Origin of the sequence: Stenotrophomonas thermophila, from assembly GCF_001499715.1 — a bacterium.
GTDB classification, from domain to species: domain Bacteria; phylum Pseudomonadota; class Gammaproteobacteria; order Xanthomonadales; family Xanthomonadaceae; genus Stenotrophomonas; species Stenotrophomonas hibiscicola.
Genome location: NZ_CVIW01000063.1, coordinates 140,349 through 163,380 on the forward strand (window position 1 = coordinate 140,349; position 23,032 = coordinate 163,380).

The 23,032-nt window shown below is 67.5% G+C and carries 15 protein-coding genes, 2 tRNA genes and 1 pseudogene; 12 read left to right on the forward strand and 6 right to left on the reverse strand.

Annotation, left to right across the window (positions count from 1 at the left end; translation table 11 throughout):
- Positions 1 to 12 precede the first annotated feature (12 nt).
- The 6 genes from BN1263_RS19175 (at position 13) to BN1263_RS19200 (ending at position 8,916) form a co-directional block, all read left to right on the forward strand.
- Positions 13 to 2,622, forward strand: a complete 2,610-nt coding sequence (locus tag BN1263_RS19175) for a [protein-PII] uridylyltransferase (RefSeq protein WP_448226393.1) — start codon at positions 13 to 15, stop codon at positions 2,620 to 2,622.
- Positions 2,622 to 3,683, forward strand: coding sequence for a 2,3,4,5-tetrahydropyridine-2,6-dicarboxylate N-succinyltransferase (gene dapD, locus BN1263_RS19180; RefSeq protein WP_019659110.1), 1,062 nt, complete (start codon positions 2,622 to 2,624; stop codon positions 3,681 to 3,683). The genes BN1263_RS19175 and dapD overlap by 1 nt, the downstream gene beginning before the upstream one ends.
- Before the next feature lie 180 nt (positions 3,684 to 3,863).
- Complete coding sequence (locus BN1263_RS19185; RefSeq protein WP_186008992.1) at positions 3,864 to 4,235, forward strand: arsenate reductase; 372 nt, start codon at positions 3,864 to 3,866, stop codon at positions 4,233 to 4,235.
- A complete protein-coding gene (gene dapE, locus BN1263_RS19190; RefSeq protein WP_058983443.1) occupies positions 4,232 to 5,359 on the forward strand; it encodes a succinyl-diaminopimelate desuccinylase in 1,128 nt (375 codons plus the stop codon). Before BN1263_RS19185 ends, dapE begins: the two co-directional genes overlap by 4 nt.
- Positions 5,360 to 5,735: 376 nt before the next feature.
- On the forward strand, positions 5,736 to 7,427 hold the full coding sequence (gene asnB / locus BN1263_RS19195; protein WP_058983445.1) for an asparagine synthase B: 1,692 nt from the start codon (positions 5,736 to 5,738) through the stop codon (positions 7,425 to 7,427).
- Positions 7,428 to 7,527: 100 nt separating this feature from the next.
- A complete protein-coding gene (locus tag BN1263_RS19200; RefSeq protein WP_058983448.1) occupies positions 7,528 to 8,916 on the forward strand; it encodes a cation:proton antiporter domain-containing protein in 1,389 nt (462 codons plus the stop codon).
- A gap of 17 nt (positions 8,917 to 8,933) precedes the next feature.
- Here BN1263_RS19200 and BN1263_RS19205 read toward each other — a convergent pair.
- A pseudogene (locus tag BN1263_RS19205) lies at positions 8,934 to 11,252 on the reverse strand (penicillin acylase family protein); the annotation flags it as partial.
- A 124-nt stretch (positions 11,253 to 11,376) separates the two neighbouring features.
- On the opposite strand from BN1263_RS19205, the gene bfr reads away from it, so the two are divergent.
- Positions 11,377 to 11,865 carry a bacterioferritin gene (gene bfr / locus BN1263_RS19210; RefSeq protein WP_058983450.1) on the forward strand — a complete coding sequence of 163 codons (489 nt, stop codon included), beginning with the start codon at positions 11,377 to 11,379 and terminating at the stop codon, positions 11,863 to 11,865.
- 316 nt (positions 11,866 to 12,181) lie between these two features.
- Here the strand turns inward: bfr and parC are convergent, their stop codons facing one another.
- Together parC and BN1263_RS19220 are read right to left on the reverse strand one after the other, a co-directional pair.
- Positions 12,182 to 14,425 (reverse strand): DNA topoisomerase IV subunit A, encoded by a 2,244-nt coding sequence (parC, locus tag BN1263_RS19215; RefSeq protein ID WP_058983452.1) that lies wholly within the window; start codon positions 14,423 to 14,425, stop codon positions 12,182 to 12,184.
- Between the two features lie 59 nt (positions 14,426 to 14,484).
- Complete coding sequence (locus tag BN1263_RS19220) at positions 14,485 to 15,366, reverse strand: helix-turn-helix domain-containing protein (protein WP_026346921.1); 882 nt, start codon at positions 15,364 to 15,366, stop codon at positions 14,485 to 14,487.
- A 172-nt stretch (positions 15,367 to 15,538) separates the two neighbouring features.
- On the opposite strand from BN1263_RS19220, the gene emrR reads away from it, so the two are divergent.
- From emrR to emrB, 4 genes are read left to right on the forward strand one after another with little or no spacing between them, the layout of a single operon-like run.
- Positions 15,539 to 15,982, forward strand: coding sequence for a multidrug efflux system transcriptional regulator EmrR (emrR, locus tag BN1263_RS19225; protein WP_019659100.1), 444 nt, complete (start codon positions 15,539 to 15,541; stop codon positions 15,980 to 15,982).
- Positions 15,979 to 17,472: a multidrug efflux transporter outer membrane subunit EmrC gene (gene emrC, locus BN1263_RS19230; RefSeq protein ID WP_058983454.1), complete on the forward strand. Its 1,494-nt coding sequence runs from the start codon at positions 15,979 to 15,981 to the stop codon at positions 17,470 to 17,472. The genes emrR and emrC overlap by 4 nt, the downstream gene beginning before the upstream one ends.
- Before the next feature lie 11 nt (positions 17,473 to 17,483).
- A complete protein-coding gene (gene emrA, locus BN1263_RS19235) occupies positions 17,484 to 18,665 on the forward strand; it encodes a multidrug efflux MFS transporter periplasmic adaptor subunit EmrA (RefSeq protein WP_021204129.1) in 1,182 nt (393 codons plus the stop codon).
- Positions 18,666 to 18,672: 7 nt separating this feature from the next.
- Positions 18,673 to 20,259 carry a multidrug efflux MFS transporter permease subunit EmrB gene (emrB, locus tag BN1263_RS19240; protein WP_019659097.1) on the forward strand — a complete coding sequence of 529 codons (1,587 nt, stop codon included), beginning with the start codon at positions 18,673 to 18,675 and terminating at the stop codon, positions 20,257 to 20,259.
- 714 nt (positions 20,260 to 20,973) lie between these two features.
- Here emrB and BN1263_RS19245 read toward each other — a convergent pair.
- Both BN1263_RS19245 and BN1263_RS19250 read right to left on the reverse strand, forming a co-directional pair.
- Positions 20,974 to 21,058, reverse strand: a tRNA-Leu gene (locus BN1263_RS19245).
- Between the two features lie 50 nt (positions 21,059 to 21,108).
- Complete coding sequence (locus tag BN1263_RS19250) at positions 21,109 to 22,008, reverse strand: LysR family transcriptional regulator (RefSeq protein WP_058983455.1); 900 nt, start codon at positions 22,006 to 22,008, stop codon at positions 21,109 to 21,111.
- Positions 22,009 to 22,107: 99 nt separating this feature from the next.
- Here BN1263_RS19250 and BN1263_RS19255 point away from each other — a divergent pair, with 99 nt between their 5' ends.
- On the forward strand, positions 22,108 to 22,854 hold the full coding sequence (locus BN1263_RS19255) for a sulfite exporter TauE/SafE family protein (RefSeq protein ID WP_058983458.1): 747 nt from the start codon (positions 22,108 to 22,110) through the stop codon (positions 22,852 to 22,854).
- A 56-nt stretch (positions 22,855 to 22,910) separates the two neighbouring features.
- Here BN1263_RS19255 and BN1263_RS19260 read toward each other — a convergent pair.
- Positions 22,911 to 22,995: transfer RNA gene (locus tag BN1263_RS19260), tRNA-Leu, on the reverse strand.
- Between the last annotated feature and the right edge of the window lie 37 nt (positions 22,996 to 23,032).

Genomic DNA, 23,032 nt, shown 5'->3' on the forward strand with positions numbered 1-23,032 from the left:
CCGGCGAGTTCGCTGCTGGACACGCCGGCCGCGTCGCTCAACGACCCGGACTGGGCTGCTGCGGCGCGGCAGGCGCTGCAGCAGGCCGACGCACGCCTGTACCGCCGTTTCGACCAGGGCGACAACATCGAGCGCCTGCTGGCGTTGCGTGCGCGCGCTGCCGACCACTTGATCCGCCTGGCGTGGCAGCGTTGCCTGCCGGCCGGCAGCGGCCTGTCGCTGTTCGCGGTGGGCGGCTATGGCCGCGGTGAACTGTTCCCGCGATCGGACATCGACCTGCTGGTGTTCGGCGATCCGCCGGCGCAACTGGCGCACGAAGCGGCCCTGGCGCGGCTGTTCGCGCTGCTGTGGGACTGCGGGTTGGCGGTCAGCCATGCGGTGCGTTCTGCATTGCAGTGCCGCGAGGCGGCGGCTGACCAGACCGTGCTGACCGCGCTGATCGAGGCGCGTCCGATCCTGGCCGATGACGCCGCCCGCCGCGCGCTGCGCGAGGCCATCGACGATCGCGAACTGTGGCCGGCACGCACTTTCTTCCTGGCCAAGCTGGAAGAGCTGCGCAACCGTCACCAGCGCTTCGGTGATACCGCCGACAACCTGGAGCCGGATCTCAAGGATGGTCCCGGCGGCCTGCGCGATCTCAACACGCTGGGCTGGATGGCGCTGCGCGCCTTTGGCGTACGCGACCTGGAAGCGCTGGTCGGCCTAGGCCACCTGGGTGCCGACGAAGCGGCCGCGCTGAAGCGCGAGCGTGCGGTGCTGGCGCGGCTGCGCTTCGGCCTGCACCTGGTCGCGCGCCGCCCGGAAGAGCGCCTGCGTTTCGATTACCAGAAGACCCTGGCCGCGCGCCTGGGCTTCGAAGACGATGCCGAGAATCTCGGTGTCGAAAAAATGATGCAGGGCTTCTACCGCGCCGCGCTGGTGGTGCGCCGGATCAGCGACCGCCTGCTGCAGCGCTTCGAGGAACAGTTCGATGGCGAGGCCCAGCCGGAACCGCTGACCGTGGGCTTCTCCCTGCGCCGCGGCTACCTGGCCGCCAACGAGGCCGACTGGCCGCGCGGTGACATCGGCCAGGTGTTCGCCCTGTTTTCCAGCTGGGCCAACAATCCACAGGTGCGAGGCCTGCATTCGCTGACCGCGCGCGCGCTGGCCGAAGCGCTGCCGTTGTTGCCGGCCTACGACCAGGCCGATGCCGATGCACGCGAGCAGTTCCTGTCCCTGCTGCGCGGCCAGCGTCCGGTCGACACGCTTTCGCGCATGGCGCGGCTGGGCGTGCTTGGCCAGTGGATCCCCGCGTTTGCCCAAGTCAGCGGGCGCATGCAGTTCGACCTGTTCCATGTCTATACGGTCGACCAGCACACACTGATGGTCCTGCGCAACATCGGCCAGTTCGCCAGCAGCCGTGCCGACGAGCGCTTCTCGATCGCGCACGAAGTGTGGCCACGCCTGCGCAAGCCGGAACTGCTGCTGCTGGCCGGCCTGTTCCATGACATCGCCAAGGGCCGCGGCGGCGACCACTCCGAGCTGGGTGCGGTGGACGCGCGCGCGTTCTGCCAGGCACATGCGCTCAGTGGCACCGATACCGAACTGGTCGCCTGGCTGGTCGAACAGCACCTGCGCATGTCGGTGACCGCGCAGAAGCAGGACATTGCCGACCCGGTGGTGATCCATCGCTTCGCCACCCTGGTCGGCAGCCGCGACCGCCTGGACTACCTGTATCTGCTGACCTGTGCCGATATTGCCGGCACCAGCCCGAAACTGTGGAACGCCTGGAAGGATCGCCTGCTGGCCGACCTTTACTTCGCCACCCGGCGCGCGTTGCGCGAAGGGCTGGAGCATCCGGTGCCCGCCGCCGAGCGTGTGGCCGAGGCGCGTGACAGCGTGCGCGCACTGGTGCGCGAGCAGGGTTACGACGATGCCACCATCGACCGCCAGTTCGCGGTGATGCCCGATGAGGGCTTCATCCGCCTGCGCCCCGAGCAGCTGGCCTGGCAGGCCGCTGCGCTGGTGCCGGTGAAGCAGGGCCAGACCCTGGTCAAGGTCCGCCGGATCAGTGTCGACGACCCCGCGCTGGAAGTGTTCGTGCACTCGCCCGACCGCGACGGCCTGTTCGCCGCGATCGTAATGACCCTGGACCGCAAGGGCTACGGGATCCACCGTGCACGCGTGCTGGACGGCCCGGCCGACACCATCTTCGATACCTTCGAAGTGAACCCGGCCGACACGTTTGCCGATGGCAACAGTGCCAATCTGGAAGCGGCGCTGCGCGAGGCCCTGAGTGGCGACCTTGCGCGGCTTCGGCCGTCACGCCGGGTGGTGCCGCGGCAGCTGCGTCATTTCCGTTTTGCGCCGCGCATCGAATTCCGCGATGAACCGGGCGCAACCCGTTTTGCCCTGGTCGCCCCCGACCGTCCCGGCCTGCTGGCCGATGTGGCGTTCGTGCTGCGCAACCAGGGCCTGCGCGTGCATGATGCGCGCATTGCGACATTCGGCGAACGCGCCGAAGACACCTTCGTGATCAGTGACGAACACGACCTCCCCCTGACTGAACCTGCCCGGCAGCAGCTGCATGACGCGATGCTGGCCTGCCTGGACCCTGATCGAAACGCCGGAGACCCCGCCTGATGGCCACCAAGCCTGTTAAGAAGACTGCTGCCACCGCCAAGAGCGCAGCGGCCAAGAAAACTGCCGCCGTGCCGGCCGCGAAGAAGGCTGCCGCGCCGAAGAAAGCCGCGGTGGTGAAGGCGCCGGCGAAGAAGGTGGCGGCACCGAAGAAGGCCCCGGCCAAGAGCGCAGAAGCCGCACGCGCCGAAACCATCGCCCGCAAGTCGCTGCGCAAGCCGGCCGCGCCGGGCGTGGAAGAACTGAAGTTCGGCATCGAAAGTGCCTTCGAACGCCGCGCCACGCTGACCCTGCACGAACTGGAAGGCTCGACCAGGCCGCTGGTCAACCGTGTGATCGACGGCCTGGAGAGCGGTGAATTCCGCGTCGCCGAGCCGGACGGCCAGGGCGGCTGGAAGGTCAACGAGTGGCTGAAGAAGGCGGTGCTGCTGTATTTCCGTGTCAACGACATGGCGGTGGTCGATGCACGCCCGGCACCGTTCTGGGACAAGGTCGAATCGCGCTTCGCCGGCTATGACGAAGCGAAGTTCCGCCGAGGCGGCGTGCGCGTGGTGCCGGGCGCGATTGCTCGCCGTGGCACGTATTTCGGCAAGGATGTGGTGCTGATGCCGAGCTTCACCAACATCGGCGCCTATGTCGGCGAAGGCACCATGGTGGACACCTGGGCCACCGTCGGTTCCTGCGCGCAGATCGGCCAGCACTGTCATCTGTCCGGCGGTGCCGGCATCGGCGGCGTGCTGGAGCCGCTGCAGGCCAGCCCGACCATCATCGAGGACCATTGCTTCATCGGTGCCCGCTCGGAAGTGGTGGAGGGTGTGGTGGTCGGCCACCACAGCGTGATCGGCATGGGCGTGTTCCTCAGCCAGAGCACCCGCATTTACAACCGCGCTACCGGTGAGATCAGCTACGGCTACATCCCGCCGTACAGCGTGGTGGTGTCCGGCTCGCTGCCGAGCAAGGACGGTACCCATTCGCTGTACTGCGCGGTGATCGTCAAGCAGGTCGATGCCAGGACCCGCAGCAAGACCAGCGTCAACGACCTGCTGCGCGGCCTGGCCGACTGAAGGTGACTGCGCCGGAGGGTCCGGCGCAGTACGCGAGCTACCGGCATCCTCCCGACGTCCTGTTCGGGCGGATGCTGCCGCGCCTGCCGCTGCGGCAGGCGCCCCACCGTGCCGTGCCGTTCAGGGTCGTGCCCGAACGCCTGTTGTGAGATTCTGCCGCTCTGTTTTCCAGCATCACAGATGGCCATGAGCACCACTGTCTACGGTTTGAAGAACTGCGATACCTGCAAGAAGGCGACCAAGTGGCTGGACCGCTTCGGCGTGCCGTACACCTTCGTCGACTACCGCGACAACAAGCCCAGCCCGGAAACGCTGCTGGAATGGGCCGCGCAGCTGGGGGGGCTGGCGGCGATGGTGAACAAGTCCTCCACCACCTGGCGGCAGCTGCCGGACAACCGCAAGGCCGCCGCTTCCGAGGCCGAATGGAAACTGCTGCTGCGTGAGTACCCGCAGTTGATCAAGCGCCCGCTGGTGGTCACCGCCGACGGCAAGGCCAGCCAGGGTTTCAGTGACAACGGCTTCAAGGCCCGCTTCGGCGTGGGCCAGTCATGAGTGCCGTCCTCGACCTGGCCTGCGAGCTGATCGCGCGCCCCTCGGTTACCCCGGACGACGCCGGTTGCCAGGCACTGCTGGCGGCGCGGTTGAAGCAGGCAGGGTTCCACTGTGACCACCTGCGTCTGGGTGAGGTCGACAACCTGTGGGCGACCCACGGCCAGGGTGCGCCGGTGCTGGTGCTGCTGGGCCATACCGACGTGGTGCCGACCGGTCCGCGCGAGGCCTGGACCAGCGACCCGTTCACCCCGCAGATCCGCGACGGCGTGCTGTATGGCCGTGGCGCCGCCGACATGAAAGGCAGCGTGGCCGCGTTCGTGGTGGCCGCCGAGCAGTTCGTCGCCGCGCATCCCGATCACCCCGGCACGCTGGCGGTGCTGCTGACCAGCGACGAGGAAGGCGACGCGATCGATGGCGTGCGCCACGTCGCGCGCCTGTTCGCCGAGCGCGGCCAGCGCATCGACTGGTGCATTACCGGCGAGCCATCATCGACAGCGGCGCTGGGCGACCTGCTGCGCGTCGGGCGTCGCGGCAGCCTGTCGGCCAAGCTGCGCGTGCAGGGCGTGCAGGGTCACGTGGCGTATCCGGAGAAGGCACGCAACCCGATCCACCAGGCGGCGCCGGCCCTGGCCGAGCTGACGGCGCGACGCTGGGACGAGGGGTACGAGAGTTTTCCGCCGACCAGCCTGCAGATCTCCAACATCCGTGCCGGCACCGGCGCCAACAACGTGATTCCCGGGGAGCTGGAGGTCGATTTCAACATCCGCTACAACCCGCACTGGGATGCACCGAAGCTGGAAACGGAGATCACCGCGCTGCTGGACCGGCACGGCCTGCAGTACGCGCTGAAGTGGCATCGCAGCGGCGAGCCGTTCTACACCCCGGAAGGCACGCTGCGCGCCACCGCACGCGCGGTGCTGGCCGAGCACATCGGTCGTGCCCCTGAGGAAAGCACCGGTGGCGGCACCTCCGATGCCCGCTTCATCGCGCCGCTGGGGGCGCAGTGCATCGAAGTGGGGCCAGTCAACGCCAGCATCCACCAGGTGGATGAGAACGTGCGCGTGGATGATCTGGAAGCGTTGCCGGGGCTTTACCAGCACCTGGTGGAACGGCTGCTGGCGTGAGGCATGGCGCCGGGCACGGTCCGGCGCTCCCCCTGTGAGTGCCGACTGCTGGGTGCCGACCGTTGGTCGGCACACCTTCACCTGGTTGCCAATGCAACGGTTGCGCAGCGCCGGAATCCGGGGTAGGGTCGATGCCATGTCGATCCGCCCGGCCACCGCCGTCAATAACAACAACCGCAATAATCTGCGCGCGAATAATCGTGCGCGGCCGATGCGGGACTGCGCCCTGGGTAGATAGACAGCAACACACGCCCGGACACCAGAAAACCCGCATCGGTCGATGCGGGTTTTTTTGTGCCCGGGCGCAGCCTGCCCGGGCCTGGATGGCCGGTCGAACACCTCCCACCCGTGAAATTCCCCCAACAGGAGCTCCCCCATGTGTTCGATCTTCGGAATCTTCGGCCTGCAGGCCGGTGACGATCTTCCGGCCCTGCGCCGCCACGCGCTGGAACTGTCGCAGCGCCAGCGCCACCGTGGCCCGGACTGGAGCGGCGTGTATCTCGACGAAGGCGCGCTGCTGGTCCACGAACGGCTGGCCATTGTCGACCCGGCCGGTGGTTCGCAGCCGCTGCTGTCGGCCGACGGGCAGCTGGCACTGGCGGTGAACGGCGAGATCTACAACCACCAGGCATTGAAGGCGGCGCTGACCGCCGCCTACGACTTCCAGACCGGATCGGACTGCGAGGTGATCAACGCGCTGTACCGCCAGGGCGCTTCGCCGGCGCAGTGGCTGGAACAGCTCAATGGCATCTTCGCGTTCGCGCTGTGGGACCGCGACAGTGGGCGTGTACTGGTGGCGCGCGACCCGGTCGGCGTGGTGCCGTTGTACTGGGGCCATGATGCCCAGGGCCGCCTGCGCGTGGCCTCGGAAATGAAGGCGCTGGTCGATACCTGTGCCGATGTCGCGCAGTTCCCGCCGGGCCACTACTTCGACAGCGCCAGTGGAGAGCTGGTGCGCTACTACCAGCAACCGTGGCGCGACTATGCCGACGTGCAGGGTCGCCAGGCCGACCTGGCCGAACTGCGCCAGGCGTTCGAGCACGCGGTGGAACGCCAGCTGATGAGCGATGTGCCGTACGGCGTGCTGCTGTCCGGTGGCCTGGACTCGTCGCTGGTGGCGGCGGTGGCCGCACGCTATGCGCGTCGCCGCATCGAGGATGGCGGGCAGACCGAAGCCTGGTGGCCGCGGCTGCACTCGTTCGCGATCGGATTGAAGGGCTCGCCCGACCTGGCTGCCGCCGCGATCGCCGCCGAAGCACTGGGCACCGTGCATCACGGCTTCGAGTACACGTTCGAGGAAGGCCTTGATGCGCTGCCGGAAGTGATCCGCCACATCGAGACCTACGACGTCACCACCATCCGTGCATCGACGCCGATGTTCCTGCTGGCGCGACGTATCAAGGCGATGGGAGTGAAGATGGTGCTGTCCGGCGAGGGCAGCGACGAGATCTTCGGTGGCTACCTGTATTTCCACAAGGCACCGGATGCGCGTGAATTCCACGAGGAGCTGGTGCGCAAGCTCGACGCCCTGCACAACTACGACTGCCTGCGTGCCAACAAGTCGATGATGGCCTGGGGCGTGGAGCCACGCGTGCCGTTCCTCGACCGCGAATTCCTTGATGTGGCGATGCGCTTCGATGCCGCGCACAAGATGGTCGGTGCCGGTTTTGGCGGCCGTCGCATCGAGAAGGCCGTGCTGCGCGAGGCGTTCGATGGCTACCTGCCGGACAGCATCCTGTGGCGGCAGAAGGAACAGTTCAGCGATGGCGTGGGCTATGGCTGGATCGATGGGCTGAAGGCACATGCCGAGGCGCAGGTGAGCGACCGTGTACTGGCGGCCGCCGACAAGCGCTTCCCGCACAACCCGCCGCAGACCAAGGAGGCGTACTACTACCGCCACCTGTTCGAGCAGTTCTTCCCGAGCCGGGCAGCGGCCGAGACCGTGCCGGGGGGCAAGTCGATCGCCTGTTCGTCGCCCGCGGCCATCGCGTGGGACGCCAGTTTTGCCGCGGCGGCGGATCCGTCGGGTCGGGCGATCGCCGGAGTGCACGAGCAGGCACTGGCCTAGGCGCGAGAAAGGGGAGGGAGGAGCGCACGTCGTATGTGCCACAAACGTCTTAATCCCCTCCGTCCCCTTTTTTGTATGATCGCCCCCCGTACATTGGGGAATGTTCATGGACGCACAGCGCGGGGGGCACCCGTCGCCGACGAAGTGGGGATGGCGCTACCTGGCCTGGGCTGGGGTGCCGTTGCTGGCCGGCGTGCTGCTGGCGCGCTATGCCGGGCCGGCCGCCCCCGAGGCGGTTGCGCGTACCACGGTCGCTGCCGAAGGCAGCTGGGCACGGCATCTGGCGTCACCGCTGGGCCTGTTCCTGCTGCAGCTGCTGGTGCTGTTGCTGGTGGCCAAGGGCGCGGGGGCGCTGCTCAAGCGTCTGGGGCAGCCGGCGGTGATCGGCGAGATGGCGGCCGGCCTGATGATGGGGCCGCTGGTGCTCGGCAGCCTGCTGCCGCAGCTGCAGGGTGCGCTGTTCCCGGCCAGTTCACTGGGCCCTCTGGGCATGCTCAGCCAGCTGGGCGTGCTGATGTTTCTGCTGGTGGCCGGTGCCGAACTGGACCTGGCGGCACTGCGCGGCCGCCGGCGTTTCGCCTTCACGGTCAGCCATGCCGGCATCGCGGTGCCGTTCGTGCTCGGCGTCGCGTTGGCGATCTGGCTGTACCCGCAGCACGGCCCGCAGGGCGTGGGCTTCACCGCATTCGCGCTTTTCGTTGGCATATCGATGAGCATCACCGCGTTCCCGGTGCTGCTGCGCATCCTCGCCGACCGTGGCATCACGCAGACGCCGCTGGGCCAGACCGCCATCGCCTGCGCGGCTTTGGGCGATGCCACCGCATGGTGCCTGCTGGCACTGATCGTGGCGGCGGCACAGGCCAGCGGCTGGCTGCCGGCCAGTCTCAATCTGCTGTGCGTGGTCGCCTTCGTGGTGCTGATGCTGGGGCTGGTGAAGCCGTGGTTCGCTCGCCAGCAGGTCGCGCCGGGCCGTGAGGGGCGCTGGCTGCTCGGCGTCCTGCTGCTGTCGCTGGGTAGTGCCCTGATCACCGAGATGCTCGGCATCCACGCGCTGTTCGGTGCGTTTGCCGCAGGCGTGGCGGTGTCGTCCAACGCGCAGCTGCGTGACCTGTTGATGGCCCGCGTCGAACCGTTCGCGGTGACGCTGCTGCTGCCGTTGTTCTTCGCCATGACCGGGCTGCGCATGCGCGCCGATGCGCTGCAGGCCAGCGACATCGTGCTGTGCGTAGTGGTGATCGCGGTTGCCACGACCGGCAAGCTGCTGGGCACCTTCAGTGCCGCGCGCAGTGCCGGCATGCCCACGCGCGAGGCGTGGCGGTTGGGCGCGCTGATGAACACCCGCGGCCTGATGGAACTGATCGTGCTCAACCTGGGTTACGAGCTGGGCCTGCTCGGCGACCGCCTGTTCGCGGTGCTGGTGATCATGGCGCTGGTGACCACGGCGATAACCGGGCCGCTGCTGAACCTGATCGAGCGGCGCAGGGGCTGACCGTCGAACGGTAGTGCCGGCACCAGCGTCATCGTGTGCTGCGGCTTGCCCGGCAGGAACGGCGTCGGCCGCCCATGCACCCAGTCTTCGTGGCCGGCGCCCCAGTACGGCGACAGCGGGTGCCCGCTCTGGCCGCCGGGCACATGCACGATGCCGTCGGCCTCGTGCCCGGGCGAAACCACCATGCGCTCGGAAGCACCGAAGCCCGGAGTCTGCACGCGCGGCATGTCGCGGTCGCCGGGCAGGCGGTCGGCCGGCATGCACAGCCAGTGTTTGGCGATGTCCGGCAGCGCCCGTGCGATGGGGTGGCAGATCGCCGCCGTATTGCGTTCGCCCCAGCTGCGCTTGGCCAGTGGGCCCTGCCTGGCCAGCTCGCTCTCGGTGCGGCGTGCGGCGTCGATCAGCAGCGCATCCCAGCTGTCGAAGGCCGGTGGCAGCAGATTGGCCGGACGCTGCTGCAGCATCGGCCAGGCCACGCCTTCCAGCTGCGCCAGGCGCGGCTCCAGATAGTCATCGCCCAGCTGCGCATTGGCCGGTGCCAGCAGTGCATTGGACAGTGTTGTCATCACCTGCGTACGGAACTCGCGCACCACCCGGTAGCTGACCGAGCTGGCCGAGGCACGGCCGCCCCATTGATGACTGGCCTCCTTCAAACGCTTCAGGGCAGGGTCGTCACTGCGTTCGATGACGTCGTGCAGCAGGGCCCACCAGCGCTGCAGGAACACGGCGCGGTCGTCGAGCTGGATCGCCAGCAGGTCGTGCTCGTCGAAGCGGTCCTGGATGGCGAGCAGGTCGCGGATCTGCCGCGCGCGGGCGCCCAGGTCATATCCACCGTTGCCGACATTGGCCAATGCCTCGCCGTCGAGGACGCGGCCGTTGGCGGTCCACAGGCGATGGTTCGGTGGGTCGATCAATGCCGGCGAGGCGTCGCTGCGGATCGGCCAGGGGGCGCAGTCCTGGTTGCTGGCGGCGGTGAAGCCAGCCGGTGCACAGCCCGGACCGCGGTCGGGGCGGGCACCGATCAGGCGCCAGGCGATGCGTCCGCTGCGGTCGCCGACCACCAGGTTCTGTGCGGGAATGCCGGCGTGGTCGGCGAACTGCAGGGCACTGTCCAGGTCACCGACGCGGGCCAGGTCACCGAAGTCCAGCCGCACCGCGCCGGGTAGGTGGGCGACCCAGCGCAGCGCATCACCGCTGCCATCGGCGTGGGTATGCAGGATCGGCCCCCAGGCGGTTTCGCGTACCGGGAACCGCACATCGGCCTGGCCGGCCACGGCGATGCGTTCTTCATGCACGGTCACCGTGGCGTTTGCCGGTTCTGTGCGGTAGTCCGCGGTGTCGATGTAGCTGTTGGTGAAACCCCAGGCGACGTGCCCGTTGCTCCCGACGATCACGGCCGGCAGGCCCGGCAGCGAGAAGCCGGTGACGTCGACCTGGCCGCCAGCGGCCTGTGGATCGGGGTAGCGCAGGCGCACGCGGAACCACAGGCCCGGCGCGCGCAGGCCCAGGTGCATGTCGTCGGCGACGATCGCGCGGCCGTCGGCGGTAAGCGCCCCGGCCACCGCGAAGTTGTTGCTGCCGACGGCGTCCACCTCTTCCTGCGCGGTGCCGGATTTTCCCTTCAATGTGCGCAGGTCGAGCTGGCTGGCATCGGGCAGGGCGGCGTTGCCGGTGGGGTCGCCGAACAGCGGTGCATCCCATTCGGTGCCGTCGTGGGCGATCAATCCGTACAGCGCTGGCGGTACCACCGTGCGGATGCGGCTCAGTGCAAGCTCGGTCTGGTTGCCGGGGTCCTGCAGGTCGGCGTACATGGCCAGCCCGGTCAACACGCTGTCGCTGGCCTGCCAGGGCTGCGGTGACTGCCGCAGCAGCAGGTAGGCCCACGGGCGCACGGAGAGATCGGCCAGGCCCTGATTGACCCCACCGACATAGGCGCTCACCGCTTCGATGTTGTCGCCCAGCGCAGCCTGCATGTTCGCCTCGGTGCGCGCGCGCAGCCGATGCACGCGCATGCGCTTGTCGGCGTCGATGGCCTTCGGCCCGAACAGCGCCGACAGCTCCCCGGCGGCACTGCGGCGCATCAGGTCCATTTCGAAATAACGTTCCTGCGCGTGCACGCGGCCGAGTGCGCGCATCGCATCGGCCTGGCTGCCGGCGGTGATGGTGACCACGCCCAGCGCATCGCGCTCGAGGGTGACCGGCGCGGCCAGCCCCGGCAAGGCATGCTCGCCGTCCAGGTCGGCCAGGCTGCCCCGCAGCAGGAACCACAGGACCAGTGCGGCGATCAGCACGATGGCGATCACTACGCCCAGCACCCAACGCCATGTACGTCGCATCGCACGTCCTTTCCGAACTCGTGGGCCGATTGTAGCCGCAGGCGCAACTGCGACTGATTCCGATTAGATCACCGTACTTTGAAATGCGGCACCCTATGCCGCATCGATTCACAGGAGCCCCCCCATGAAAGGCAACCCGGACGTCATCGCCTGCCTGAAGGAACTGCTGCGCGGCGAGCTCGCTGCCCGCGACCAGTACTTCATCCATTCCCGCCGCTACGAGGACCAGGGCCTGTTCGCGCTGTACGAACGCCTGAACCACGAGATGGAAGAGGAAACCCAGCACGCCGATGCGCTGCTGCGCCGGATCCTGTTCCTGGGCGGGGACCCGGACATGCGCCCGCACGCCACCGAGCCGGGCAAGACCGTGGAAGAGATGCTGCAGAAGGATCTCGACACTGAATACACGGTTCGGAACAATCTGGCCGCCGGCATGAAGCTGTGCGAGGAGAAGGGCGATTACGTGAGCCGCGACATCCTGCTGGCACAGCTGAAGGACACCGAGGAAGACCATGCCTGGTGGCTGGAACAGCAGCTGGGCCTGATCAAGCGCATCGGCCTGGAGCTGTACCAGCTGAGCAAGATCGACGGCAACGGCGCCCCGGCGCACTGAGCCACAGGTGGCGCTGGGTAATTCCCGGCGACCACCCGGTAGAGCCGACCGCTGGTCGGCTGGTTTTCGTTGGAGCAGCCGACTAACAGTCGGCTCTACCAGGAGCCAAAGGCAGCCGACCAGCGGTCGGCTCTACCAGAAGCACGGCGTTCTGTCGCCCGCCAGCACCGGAGCATCGCCAGCCAGCCTTCGCCAGCGAGCTGCTCCACCGCCCGCCAGCCGACAACGAAAAAGCCGGGGAATGCCCCGGCTTTTTTCGTGTCTGATCTCCGGCAAGGCGTGTCAACCAAGGTTGACACCTACCAGGAGCGGTGCCTCACTCCACCGACAGCCCTTCCACCTTCTGCCAGCCGCGCGGCAGCAGGTGGCCACGGGTGGCGCGGGCGCCGAGATAGGCGTCGAGCTCGTTGAACTTCAGGCCCATGGTGCGCTGGCCGCTGCGCACCTGCAGGGTCTGCCCCGGGCTGATCGCCACGATGGCGACCACGCGTTCGGTGGCGAGCTTGGCCTTCGGGATCTCGATGATCTTGTTGCCCTTGCCCTTGTCCAGTTCCGGCAGGTCGTTGGCGGCGATCGCCAACAGGTTGCCCGAACTGGTCACCGCCACGATGCGGTCGGTGGCGACGTTGGCGACCACCGACGGGGTCAGCACCGACGAGCCTGCCGACAGGTTCAGCATCGCCTTGCCGGCCTTGTTGCGGCCGATCAGGTTCTCGAAGCGGGTGACGAAGCCATAGCCGTGGCTGGAAGCCAGCACGAAGCGGGTGTCCGGTTCGGCGCTGGCCAGGGTCACGAAGCTGGTGCCCGGTGCCGGCGAGAAGCGGCCGGTCAGCGGTTCGCCATTGCCACGCGCGGAGGGCAGGGTGTGCACCGGCGTCGAGTAGGCGCGGCCTTCGCTGTCGAGGAACGCGACCTGCTGGGTGCTGCGTGCGCGCACCGCGCCCTGCAGCCCGTCGCCTTCACGGTACGACAGTGCGGATGCATCGACGTCGTGGCCCTTGGCGGCGCGGATCCAGCCCTTCTCCGACAGCACCACGGTCATCGGTTCGCTCGGCACCAGCTCGGTCTCGTCGATGGCCTGCGCCGCCTGGCGCTGCACCAGCGGCGAACGGCGTGCGTCGCCGAACTTCCTGGCGTCGGCGGTCAGTTCATCGCGGATCAGCTTCTTCAGCTTGGCCTTGCTGTCCAGGATGCCGAGGATCTTCTCGCGCTCCTTGGCCAGTTCATCCTGCTCGCCGCGGATCTTCATTTCCTCCAGGCGGGCCAGCTGCTTCAGCTTGGTTTCCAGGATGTACTCGGCCTGTTCCTCGGACAGGCCGAAGCGCGCGATCAGCGCGGCCTTCGGCTCGTCTTCGGTACGGATGATGTGGATCACCTCGTCCAGGTTGAGGAAGGCGACCAGCAGGCCTTCCAGCAGGTGCAGGCGACGCTCGACCTTCTGCAGGCGGTGCTGCAGGCGGCGGGTGACGGTGTTGCTGCGGAAGGTCAGCCATTCGCTGAGCAGCATCTTCAGGTTCTTCACCTGCGGACGGCCGTCCAGCCCGATCACGTTGAGGTTGACGCGGTAGCTGCGCTCCAGGTCCGTGGTGGCGAACAGGTGGCCCATCAGCTGGTCGGCGTCGACGCGGTTGGAACGCGGCACCAGCACCACGCGCACCGGATTGGCGTGGTCGGATTCATCACGGATGTCCTCCAGCCACGGCAGCTTCTTGGCGCGCATCTGCGCGGCGATCTGCTCGATCACCTTCGACGGCGACACCTGGAACGGCAGCGCCGTGATCACGATGTTGCTGGCTTCCTTGGTGAAGGTCGCGCGTGCACGCACGCTGCCGTTGCCAGTCTCGTAGATGTTGCGCAGGTCATTGGCCGCGGTGATGATCTCGGCGCTGGACGGGTAGTCCGGGCCCCGCACGTGTTCGCACAGGTCGCGCACGGTGGCGTCGGGGTTGTCCAGCAGGTGCAGCAGCGCACTGACGATCTCGTTGAGATTGTGCGGCGGCACGTCGGTGGCCATGCCCACGGCGATGCCGGTGGTGCCGTTGAGCAGCAGGTGCGGAAGCCGCGCCGGCATCCAGGTTGGTTCCTGCAGGGTGCCGTCGAAGTTCGGTGCCCAGTCGGTGGTGCCCTGGCCCAGTTCGCCCAGCAGCACTTCGGCGATCGGGGTCAGCTTGGATTCGGTGTAACGCATCGCCGCGAACGACTTGGGGTCGTCGCTGGAGCCGAAGTTGCCCTGGCCCTCGATCAGCGGGTAGCGGTACGAGAACGGCTGTGCCATCAGCACCAGCGCCTCGTAGCACGCGCTGTCGCCGTGCGGGTGGTACTTACCGATGACGTCGCCGACGGTGCGCGCGGACTTCTTCGGCTTGGACGCGGCATTCAGGCCCAGCTCGCTCATCGAATAGATGATGCGGCGCTGCACCGGCTTCAGGCCGTCGCCGATGAACGGCAGGGCGCGGTCCAGGACCACGTACATCGAGTAGTCGAGGTAGGCGCGTTCGGCGTACTCGCGCAGCGGCAGTTGTTCGAATCCGTGGAACACGGGACGGGCAAGTTCGGTCATGCGGCGTTGTTACCTATGTCGGGAGGCGGCGACGGCGGTCGCCGCTCGCAATCCTGTGATTATCCGGATGCGGCGGGGGATGCCAAGCCGCGTGCAGGGTCCAGCCCGGTTTCCAGGCCATGCCCGGCCCGCGCCAGGTAGCGCCCAGGCGGCAACCCGAAGTGACGGCGGAACACGGTGACGAACGCGCTGGCGCTGCTGAAGCCCAGTGCGTGGGCGATGTCGGCCACGCTGCGGCCCTCGGTCAGCTGGCGCAACGCCTCGGACAGGCGGGCCTGTTGCCGCCACTGGGCGAAGCTGAGCGTGGTCTCGTCGCGGAAGTGACGGGTCAGGCTGCGCGGCGACAGGCCGGCCCAGTGGGCCCATTCGGCCAGGCTGCGCTCGTCGGACGGGTCGGCCAGCAGCTGCGAGGCGATCTTCAGCAGGCGCCGGTCGTGGGGCATCGGCAGATGCATGCGCTGACGCGGCGCGGTGCGGATCTCGTCCAGCAGCACCTCGATGATGTGCTGGCGCTCGGGCGTGGTGTCATAGCCCAGCGGCCATTCGCAGATGCGCTCGGCCAGCGCCTGCGCCAGCTTGGACAGGCCCAGCACGCAGGGGTCGGCGGGCAGGGTGGCACAGGCGGGTGCGGCCAGCGCCATGCCCCAGCCACGCAGCGGCCCGTCGAGGGTGACCGTGTGCGGCTCCAGCGGCGGCATCCAGCCGGCCGAACCCGGCGCCAGCGACCAGGTGCCGTGCGAGGTGCGGGTGGTCAGCAGGCCACGCTCCACATAGATCAGTTGCGCGCGCTGGTGATGGTGCCAGTCCACCTCACGGACCAGTCCCTGCGGGCTGTCGAAGCGGTAGGCGACCACCGATGGGCCGTCGTTGCGCTCGAACCAGTCCAGCGCGTCGTCGCGCAGCAGGCGCTTGGGAGGGGGAATTTCTGCCTTGTTCATCATATCCGCTGGCTGAAATGTGTCATCCATTGGCTGAATTGTACTACCGGGCCAGCTGACCAGGTCATTAAGGTAGGCGCCTTCACCGATCCAGCCCATTGCTGCAACACAGCATTCGATGCCAGATCGAATATTTCCATTGAGAAATATTTTTTTTGGAAGAGAATGCTCCCCCATGATCTGTCCTGCAACCACTCCCCCCAGCTTCGGCCTGCTGCTGCGCCAGGTGCGCGACGGGCTGGTCCGCCAACTCGACGCGTCCATGGCGGAAGAAGACCTGGGCATCGGCTTCACCCACTACATCGGGTTGAAGGTGCTTTCCAACATGGCGCCGTGCACCGCCAACGAACTGGCCCAGGCCATCGACCAGGTGCCCAGCGCCGTGACCCGGCTGCTGGACAAGCTGGAGGCACTGGGCTGCGTCCGTCGCCAACCGCATGCCCAGGACCGTCGTGCGCTGCAGATCGTGCTGACCGATGAAGGCCGCGCGTTGTGGGCGCGGCTGAAGCTGCGCGGCGACGCGGTGATGGATTACGCCCTGCGTGATCTCTCAACCGACGAGCGCACGCTGCTGCTGTCCCTCCTTACCCGAATCCGCGATTCCTTGACGACCCCATGAACCCGATCCCGCATTTCACTTTCCGCCGGTCCGGGCGCACGCTGCTGGTGTCAGCGCTGGCCCTGGCCCTGGCCGCCTGTGCCAGCAGTCGTGGCCTCAATCCGCAGGGCCACGTGCTGGATGTGGACAGCCTGCACAGCGAACGCACCCTGGCCGACACCGACCTGAGCGCCACCGGCTTCCCGGCGCAGGACTGGTGGAAGGCGCTGGGCGATGCGCAGCTGGACGCGCTGGTCGCCGAGGGCCTGGCCGGCCACCCGAGCCTGGACGCCGCCGACGCGCGCCTGCGCCAGGCCCAGGCCCAGGTCGGCACTGCGCGTGCCGACGAACTGCCCAGCCTGTCGGTATCCGGTGGCTACACCGGCCTGCGCCTGCCTGAGTCGATGGCAGGCAGCGAGATCGGTGGCCATTACGCCGGCAGCAGCCAGGTCGCCTTCGACTTCAGCTACGGCGTGGACCTGTGGGGCGGCAAGCGCGCCGCCTGGGAAGCCGCCGTGGACGGTGCGCACGCCGCCACCGTTGAAGCGCAGGCCGCCCGCCTGAACCTGTCCACTGGCATCACCCAGGCCTATGCCGACCTGGCCTACGCGTGGCAGCTCAACGACGTGGCCGAGGAAGAGCTGAGCCGTTCGCAGAAGTCACTTGAGCTGACCCGCCAGCGCCGCCGCGCCGGCATCGACAGTGATCTGCAGGTGCGCCAGGCCGAGGCCCGCGTGCCGGCCGCGCAGCAGCAGGTGCAGGCCGCCCAGCAGCGTATCGACGCCGCCCGCACCGCACTGGCCGCGCTGGTCGGCAAGGGCCCGGACCGTGGCCTGTCGATCCAGCGCCCGCGGCCGCTGAATCCGGTGGCACTGCAGCTGCCGGGCGTGCTGCCCAGCGAACTGCTTGGCCGCCGCCCCGACATCGTGGCCGCACGCTGGCGCGTTGAAGCAGCCGACAAGCAGATCAAGGTTGCCAAGACCAAGTTCTACCCGAGCTTCAACCTGACCGCGCTGGCCGGCGTGGTCGCCCCGAATGTGGGCGACCTGCTGAAGAGCAGTTCCACCTTCGCCTACATCGGCCCTGCGCTGAGCCTGCCGATCTTCGAAGGCGGCAAGCTGCGCGCCAACCTGGCCAATACCGATGCGCAGTACGACCTGGCGGTGGCCAACTACAACCAGACCGTGCTCGATGCGCTGCGTGATGTGGCCGACCAGGTCAACGCGGTGCGCTCGCTGGCACAGCAGGCGCAGTCGCAGCAGCAGGCGGTGGACACCGCACGCGCTGCCTTCGACCTGGCCCAGCAGCGCTACCGCGCCGGCATCGGCAGCTACCTGGACGTGCTGACCGCGCAGTCCACCCTGCTGCAGTCGCAGCAGCAGCTGGCCGGCCTGCAGTCGCAGCAGGTGCAGTCCTCGGTGCGCCTGAGCAAGGCGCTGGGCGGTGGTTTCCAGCCCACTGACGCCGACCGCGCACCGATCGCCTCCCATTCCGATTCCTCGCATTCCTGAAGATCTCCGACATGAGCCAGACCCAAGACACCGCGGCCCCGGCCGCCCCCAACCGCCGCGGCAACCTGCTGCGCGGCCTGTTCGTGATCGTCGTGCTGCTGCTTGCCGCTTTGGCGCTGTGGTACTTCATGTTCGGCCGTTGGTTCGAAGAGACCGACGATGCCTACGTGCAGGGCAACCAGGTGCAGATCACCCCGCTGGTGGCCGGCACCGTGGTCGCCATCAATGCCGATGACGGCATGCGCGTGGAGCGCGGCCAGCTGCTGGTGCAGCTGGACCCGTCCGACACCGCAGTGGCGCTGCAGCAGGCCGAAGCCAACCTGGCCAAGACCGTGCGCCAGACCCGCGGCCTGTACCGCAGCGTGGAAGGCGCGCAGGCGGACCTGAACGCCCGCCAGGTGACCCTGAAGCGCGTGCGCGAAGACTACGCCCGCCGCAAGGACCTGGCCGCCACCGGCGCCATCTCCAACGAAGAACTGGCCCACGCCCGCGACGAGCTGGCCGCGGCCGAAGCGGCCGTGGCCGGTTCGCGCGAGACCGTCGAGCGCAACCGCGCGCTGGTCGACGACACCGTGATCGCCACCCAGCCGGACGTGCAGGCCGCCGCCGCACAGCTGCGCCAGGCCTTCCTCAACAACGCCCGCGCCGGCATTGTCGCGCCGGTCTCCGGCTACGTCGCCCGTCGTTCGGTGCAGGTCGGCCAGCGCGTGCAGCCGGGCAATGCCCTGATGGCCGTGGTGCCGACCGAGCAGATGTGGGTCGAGGCCAACTTCAAGGAAACCCAGCTGCGCCACATGCGCCTGGGCCAGGAAGTGGAGCTGAAGTCGGACCTGTACGCCGGCGACGTGAAGTACAAGGGCCGCATCCAGAGCCTGGGCCTGGGCACCGGCTCCGCGTTCTCGCTGCTGCCGGCGCAGAACGCCAGTGGCAACTGGATCAAGATCGTGCAGCGCGTGCCGGTGCGCATCGCCATCGATGCCAAGCAGCTGGCCGAACACCCGCTGCGCATCGGCCTGTCGATGAAGGCCGAAGTGAGCCTGCGCGACCAGAAGGGCGAAGTGCTGCCGAGTACCCCGGCCAAGGGCACGGTGTTCGACACCGACGTGTATGCCAAGCAGCTGCATGATGCCGATGAGGTGATCCACACGATCATCCAGGGCAACCTGCCGCAGCAACAGGCGAAGGTGGGCTGAGGTCGCCATGTCCGCACAAGCTCCAGCCGCGCCCGGCGCTCCGGGCGCACCGGCGGCGCCGGGTGCGGCCTCCGGGTTCCTGCCGCCCAGCGTCGCCCTGTGCACGGTGGGCCTGGCGATGGCGTCGTTCATGCAGGTGCTCGACACCACCATCGCCAACGTCTCGCTGCCGACCATCGCCGGTAACCTCGGTGCCAGTTCGCAGCAGGCGACCTGGGTCATCACCTCGTTCGCGGTCAGCACGGCCATCGCGCTGCCGCTGACCGGCTGGCTCAGCCGCCGCTTCGGTGAACGCAAGCTGTTCGTCTGGGCCACGCTGGCCTTCGTCATCACCTCGCTGCTGTGCGGCCTGGCGCAGAGCATGGGCATGCTGGTGGTGTCGCGTGCGCTGCAGGGCTTCGTGGCCGGCCCGATGTACCCGATCACGCAGTCGCTGCTGGTTTCGATCTACCCGCGCGAGAAACGCGGGCAGGCATTGGCGCTGCTGGCGATGATCACGGTGGTCGCGCCGATATGCGGGCCGATCCTCGGTGGCTGGATCACCGACAACTACAGCTGGGAATGGATCTTCCTGATCAACGTGCCGCTGGGCATCTTCGCTGCCTTGGTGGTCGGCAACCAGCTGAAGGGGCGGCCGGAGCAGATCGAGAAGCCGAAGATGGACTACGTCGGCCTGATCACCCTCGTGATCGGCGTCGGTGCGCTGCAGCTGGTGCTCGACCTGGGCAACGACGAGGACTGGTTTGCGTCGATGAAGATCGTGGTGCTGGCCTGCGTGGCCGTGGTGACACTGACGGTGTTCCTGATCTGGGAACTGACCGACAAGGATCCGATTGTCGACCTGAAGCTGTTCCGGCACCGCAACTTCCGCGCCGGCACGCTGGCGATGGTGGTGGCCTACGCGGCGTTCTTCAGCGTGGCGCTGCTGATCCCGCAGTGGCTGCAGCGTGACATGGGCTACACCGCGATCTGGGCGGGCCTGGCAACGGCGCCAATCGGCATCCTGCCGGTGATCATGACCCCGTTCGTGGGCAAGTATGCATCGCGCTTCGACATGCGCATGCTGGCCACGATCGCCTTCATCGTGCTGTCGATGACCAGTTTCCTGCGCTCGAACTTCAACCTGCAGGTGGACTACATGCACGTGGCCGGCGTACAGCTGATCATGGGCATCGGCGTGGCACTGTTCTTCATGCCGGTGCTGCAGATCCTGCTGTCGGACCTGGATGGGCGCGAGATCGCGGCGGGCTCCGGCCTGGCCACGTTCCTGCGTACGCTGGGCGGCAGCTTCGCGGCGTCGCTGACGACGTGGCTGTGGGCGCGGCGCACCCAGGTGCACCATGCCGACCTGACCGAGCATATCTCGGCCTATCAGCCGGGCATGCAGGACCAGGTCACGGCGATGGGGCAGGGCGACCTGCAGCACGGCGCAGCGGTACTGAACAACATGATCAACCACCAGGCATCGCAGATGGGCTTCAACGACATCTTCTTCCTGCTGGGCTGGATCTTCCTGGCGATCATTACGTTCCTGTGGCTGGCCAAGCCGCCATTCGGCGCAGGTGCGGGTGCGGCTGCCGGTGGCGGGCACTGAAAACTCCCTGGAAACACGTGCTGTATTTTGACCCCGCCGCAAGGCGGGGTTTTTTGTTTGTGCAACGTGGGTCGCACGGGCCCTGCCGTTGGGGGAGTGCAGCGGCGCAGGTTCAGCGCGTGCGATAGACGCGCTTGAACACCACCCGATCACGGAACAATCGGAAATGGCCCACATTCCCGCCACAAGTACGGCGCCGCACGTGATCCAGCCGGCAGTGGCCTGCAATCGGCTGCCGACCAGTGCGCCGCAGATGATGGCGGCGACAAAGACGAACATTACGGCCTCCTTCGATGCGCCGTAGTGGACCTCGGCCTGGCATCCCACGCATACGCGTACGCCGTGGTTCGAGCCGGTGTGGCAGTGAGGGCAGATGATGCTGCGCTGCATTGGGGCGTCCTTTGGGGAAAGGGGGGGGCGCTGGTCCGGTCGTGTCGATAGACCTGCAACCGGCTCCGGTAAATCTGCCTCCCACCGAAAAGGAATCGGGTGGATCTCGACTAGGAAAAGTACGAATTGAACGGGGAACGTGAAATGCGCCCCAAAAGGGGGGCGTTCAAGGTCTGGTGACGGCGCGCCGGGAGGAGGTATACACCCGCAGGCGACGCCCGGGTGGTGCGAGATACGACAGTCCGAGTGGCGGTTGCGATGCCACGCTCGCCAGGCCCCGGAAACGAAAAAACCCGCTTTCGCGGGTTTGATCATCTTGAGTCGTGGTGCCCAGGAGAGGACTCGAACCTCCACGGTTTTACCCGCTAGTACCTGAAACTAGTGCGTCTACCAATTCCGCCACCTGGGCGACTCAGGAGATGAATTGTGCGGGACGGCAGAGGATGTGTCAACAACATTTCACAGTTTTTTCTGCGGCTGCACGCCCAGGTGAAGCAGCAGGCTGCGCATTGCCGATGACAACTGCGCCCACTCGGCAAAACAGGCGCACAGGCGACGCTGTGCCCACGCATCGGCGAGCGGTACGGCGACGGTATGCGTGCTGCGCCGGTGCTGGCGGGCGATGGTCCGCGGCACGATGCCGATACCAATGTCGTGGCCGACCATGATGCACACCCCTTCGAAGGTCTTCATGCGGATGCGCACGTCCAGGCGCCGCCCGATGTCGCGCGCCTGGTCTTCGATGTAGGCCTGCAGTGCATTGCCGTCGGCCAGCGCGACGAAGGTCTCGCCGGCAACATCGGCGAAGGCCAGGCTGCGCCGCGATGCGAGGCGATGGTCTGCGGGCAGCAGCATCACCAGTGGATCTTCGGCGACCACGTGCTGCTGCAGGCCGGCAGCGTCGACCGCATCACTGATGATGCCGGCCTCGGCCTGGCCAGCGTTGATCGCACGCACGACTTCGGGGCTGGTGCGCTCCAGCAGTTCCACGTGCAGGCGCGGGCGTTCGGCCAGCCACGGTGCCAGCCGCGAGGGCAGGTAGTTGGTCAGCGCAGCGGTATTGGCATACAGGTGCAGGGTACCGCGCGCGCCATGCGCGAATGCCTGCAGTTCGCCGCGAAGCTGCGCCTGCTGCTGCAGGATCAGGCGTGCATGGTGGGCGAGGGCGGCGCCGGCTTCAGTCAGGCTGACGCCACGCGGATGGCGGTTCAGCAGCACGGTGCCGGCATCGGCTTCGATCGTGCGCAGGCGTTCGCTGGCCGACGCCAGTGCCAGGTTCGCCTGCGCTGCGCCGGCCGTGATGCTGCCCGCCTCGGCAATCGCCAGGAACAGGCGCAGGTCGGCGATATCCATTCGCATGTGATGCCCTCATCGCAACGGCTGCGCCTTCGGATCAGCCGAAGGCAAGGCCGGAAACACCGCATTGTGCGCCGAGCGGCCGGCCGATCCAATGAAGGCATGAATGAATCGATGTACTTCTACGTGCTGCTGGTGGTGGTGTTCGTGCTGGCCGGTGTGGTCAAGGGTGTGACTGGGATGGGGTTGCCGACGGTGGCGATGGGGCTGCTGGGCAGCACGCTGTCGCCGGTGTCGGCGGCGTCGATGCTGTTCATTCCCACTTTCGTCACCAATGCGTGGCAGCTGTTGTCCGGGCCGTCACTGGACCGCATCGTGCGGCGCCTGTGGCCGATGATGCTGGCCGTGGTGGTGGTGACGCTGGGCTCGGCGGCGCTGCTGGTGCGGGTCGATCGCACTTGGTCGCGCGTTGCGCTGGGCGTGGCATTGGTGGTCTATGCCGCCTATGCGTTGCTTGCGCCGGTGTTCCGCGTGCAGCAGCGGCGCGAGCGTTGGCTGGGGCCGCTGGTGGGGGCGTTGTCGGGCGTGGTGACCGGCGCCACCGGCGTGTTCGTGATGCCGGCGGTGCCATACCTGCAGTCGCTGGGGTTGCAGCGCGAGGAGCTGGTGCAGGCGCTGGGGCTGGCGTTCACGGTGTCAACGATTTCGCTGACCGCCGGCCTGGTGCTGCACGGCGCATTCGGCATCCAGCAGCTGGGGCTGAGTGCGCTGGCGGTGCTGCCGGCATTGCTGGGCATGTGGCTGGGGCAGGTGATCCGGCAGCGCATCAGTGCGCGGGTGTTCCGGGGCTGCTTCCTGGGTTTCCTGCTGTTGCTCGGGCTGGAACTGGCGCTGCGGCCGCTGCTCTGATGCCGGACTCCGGGCATGAAAAAACCCGCTCTCGCGGGTTTTTCTCATTCTCGACGTGGTGCCCAGGAGAGGACTCGAACCTCCACGGTTTTACCCGCTAGTACCTGAAACTAGTGCGTCTACCAATTCCGCCACCTGGGCGTCGAGGAGCGAGATTATGGGGCGTTGTTATGGGGGT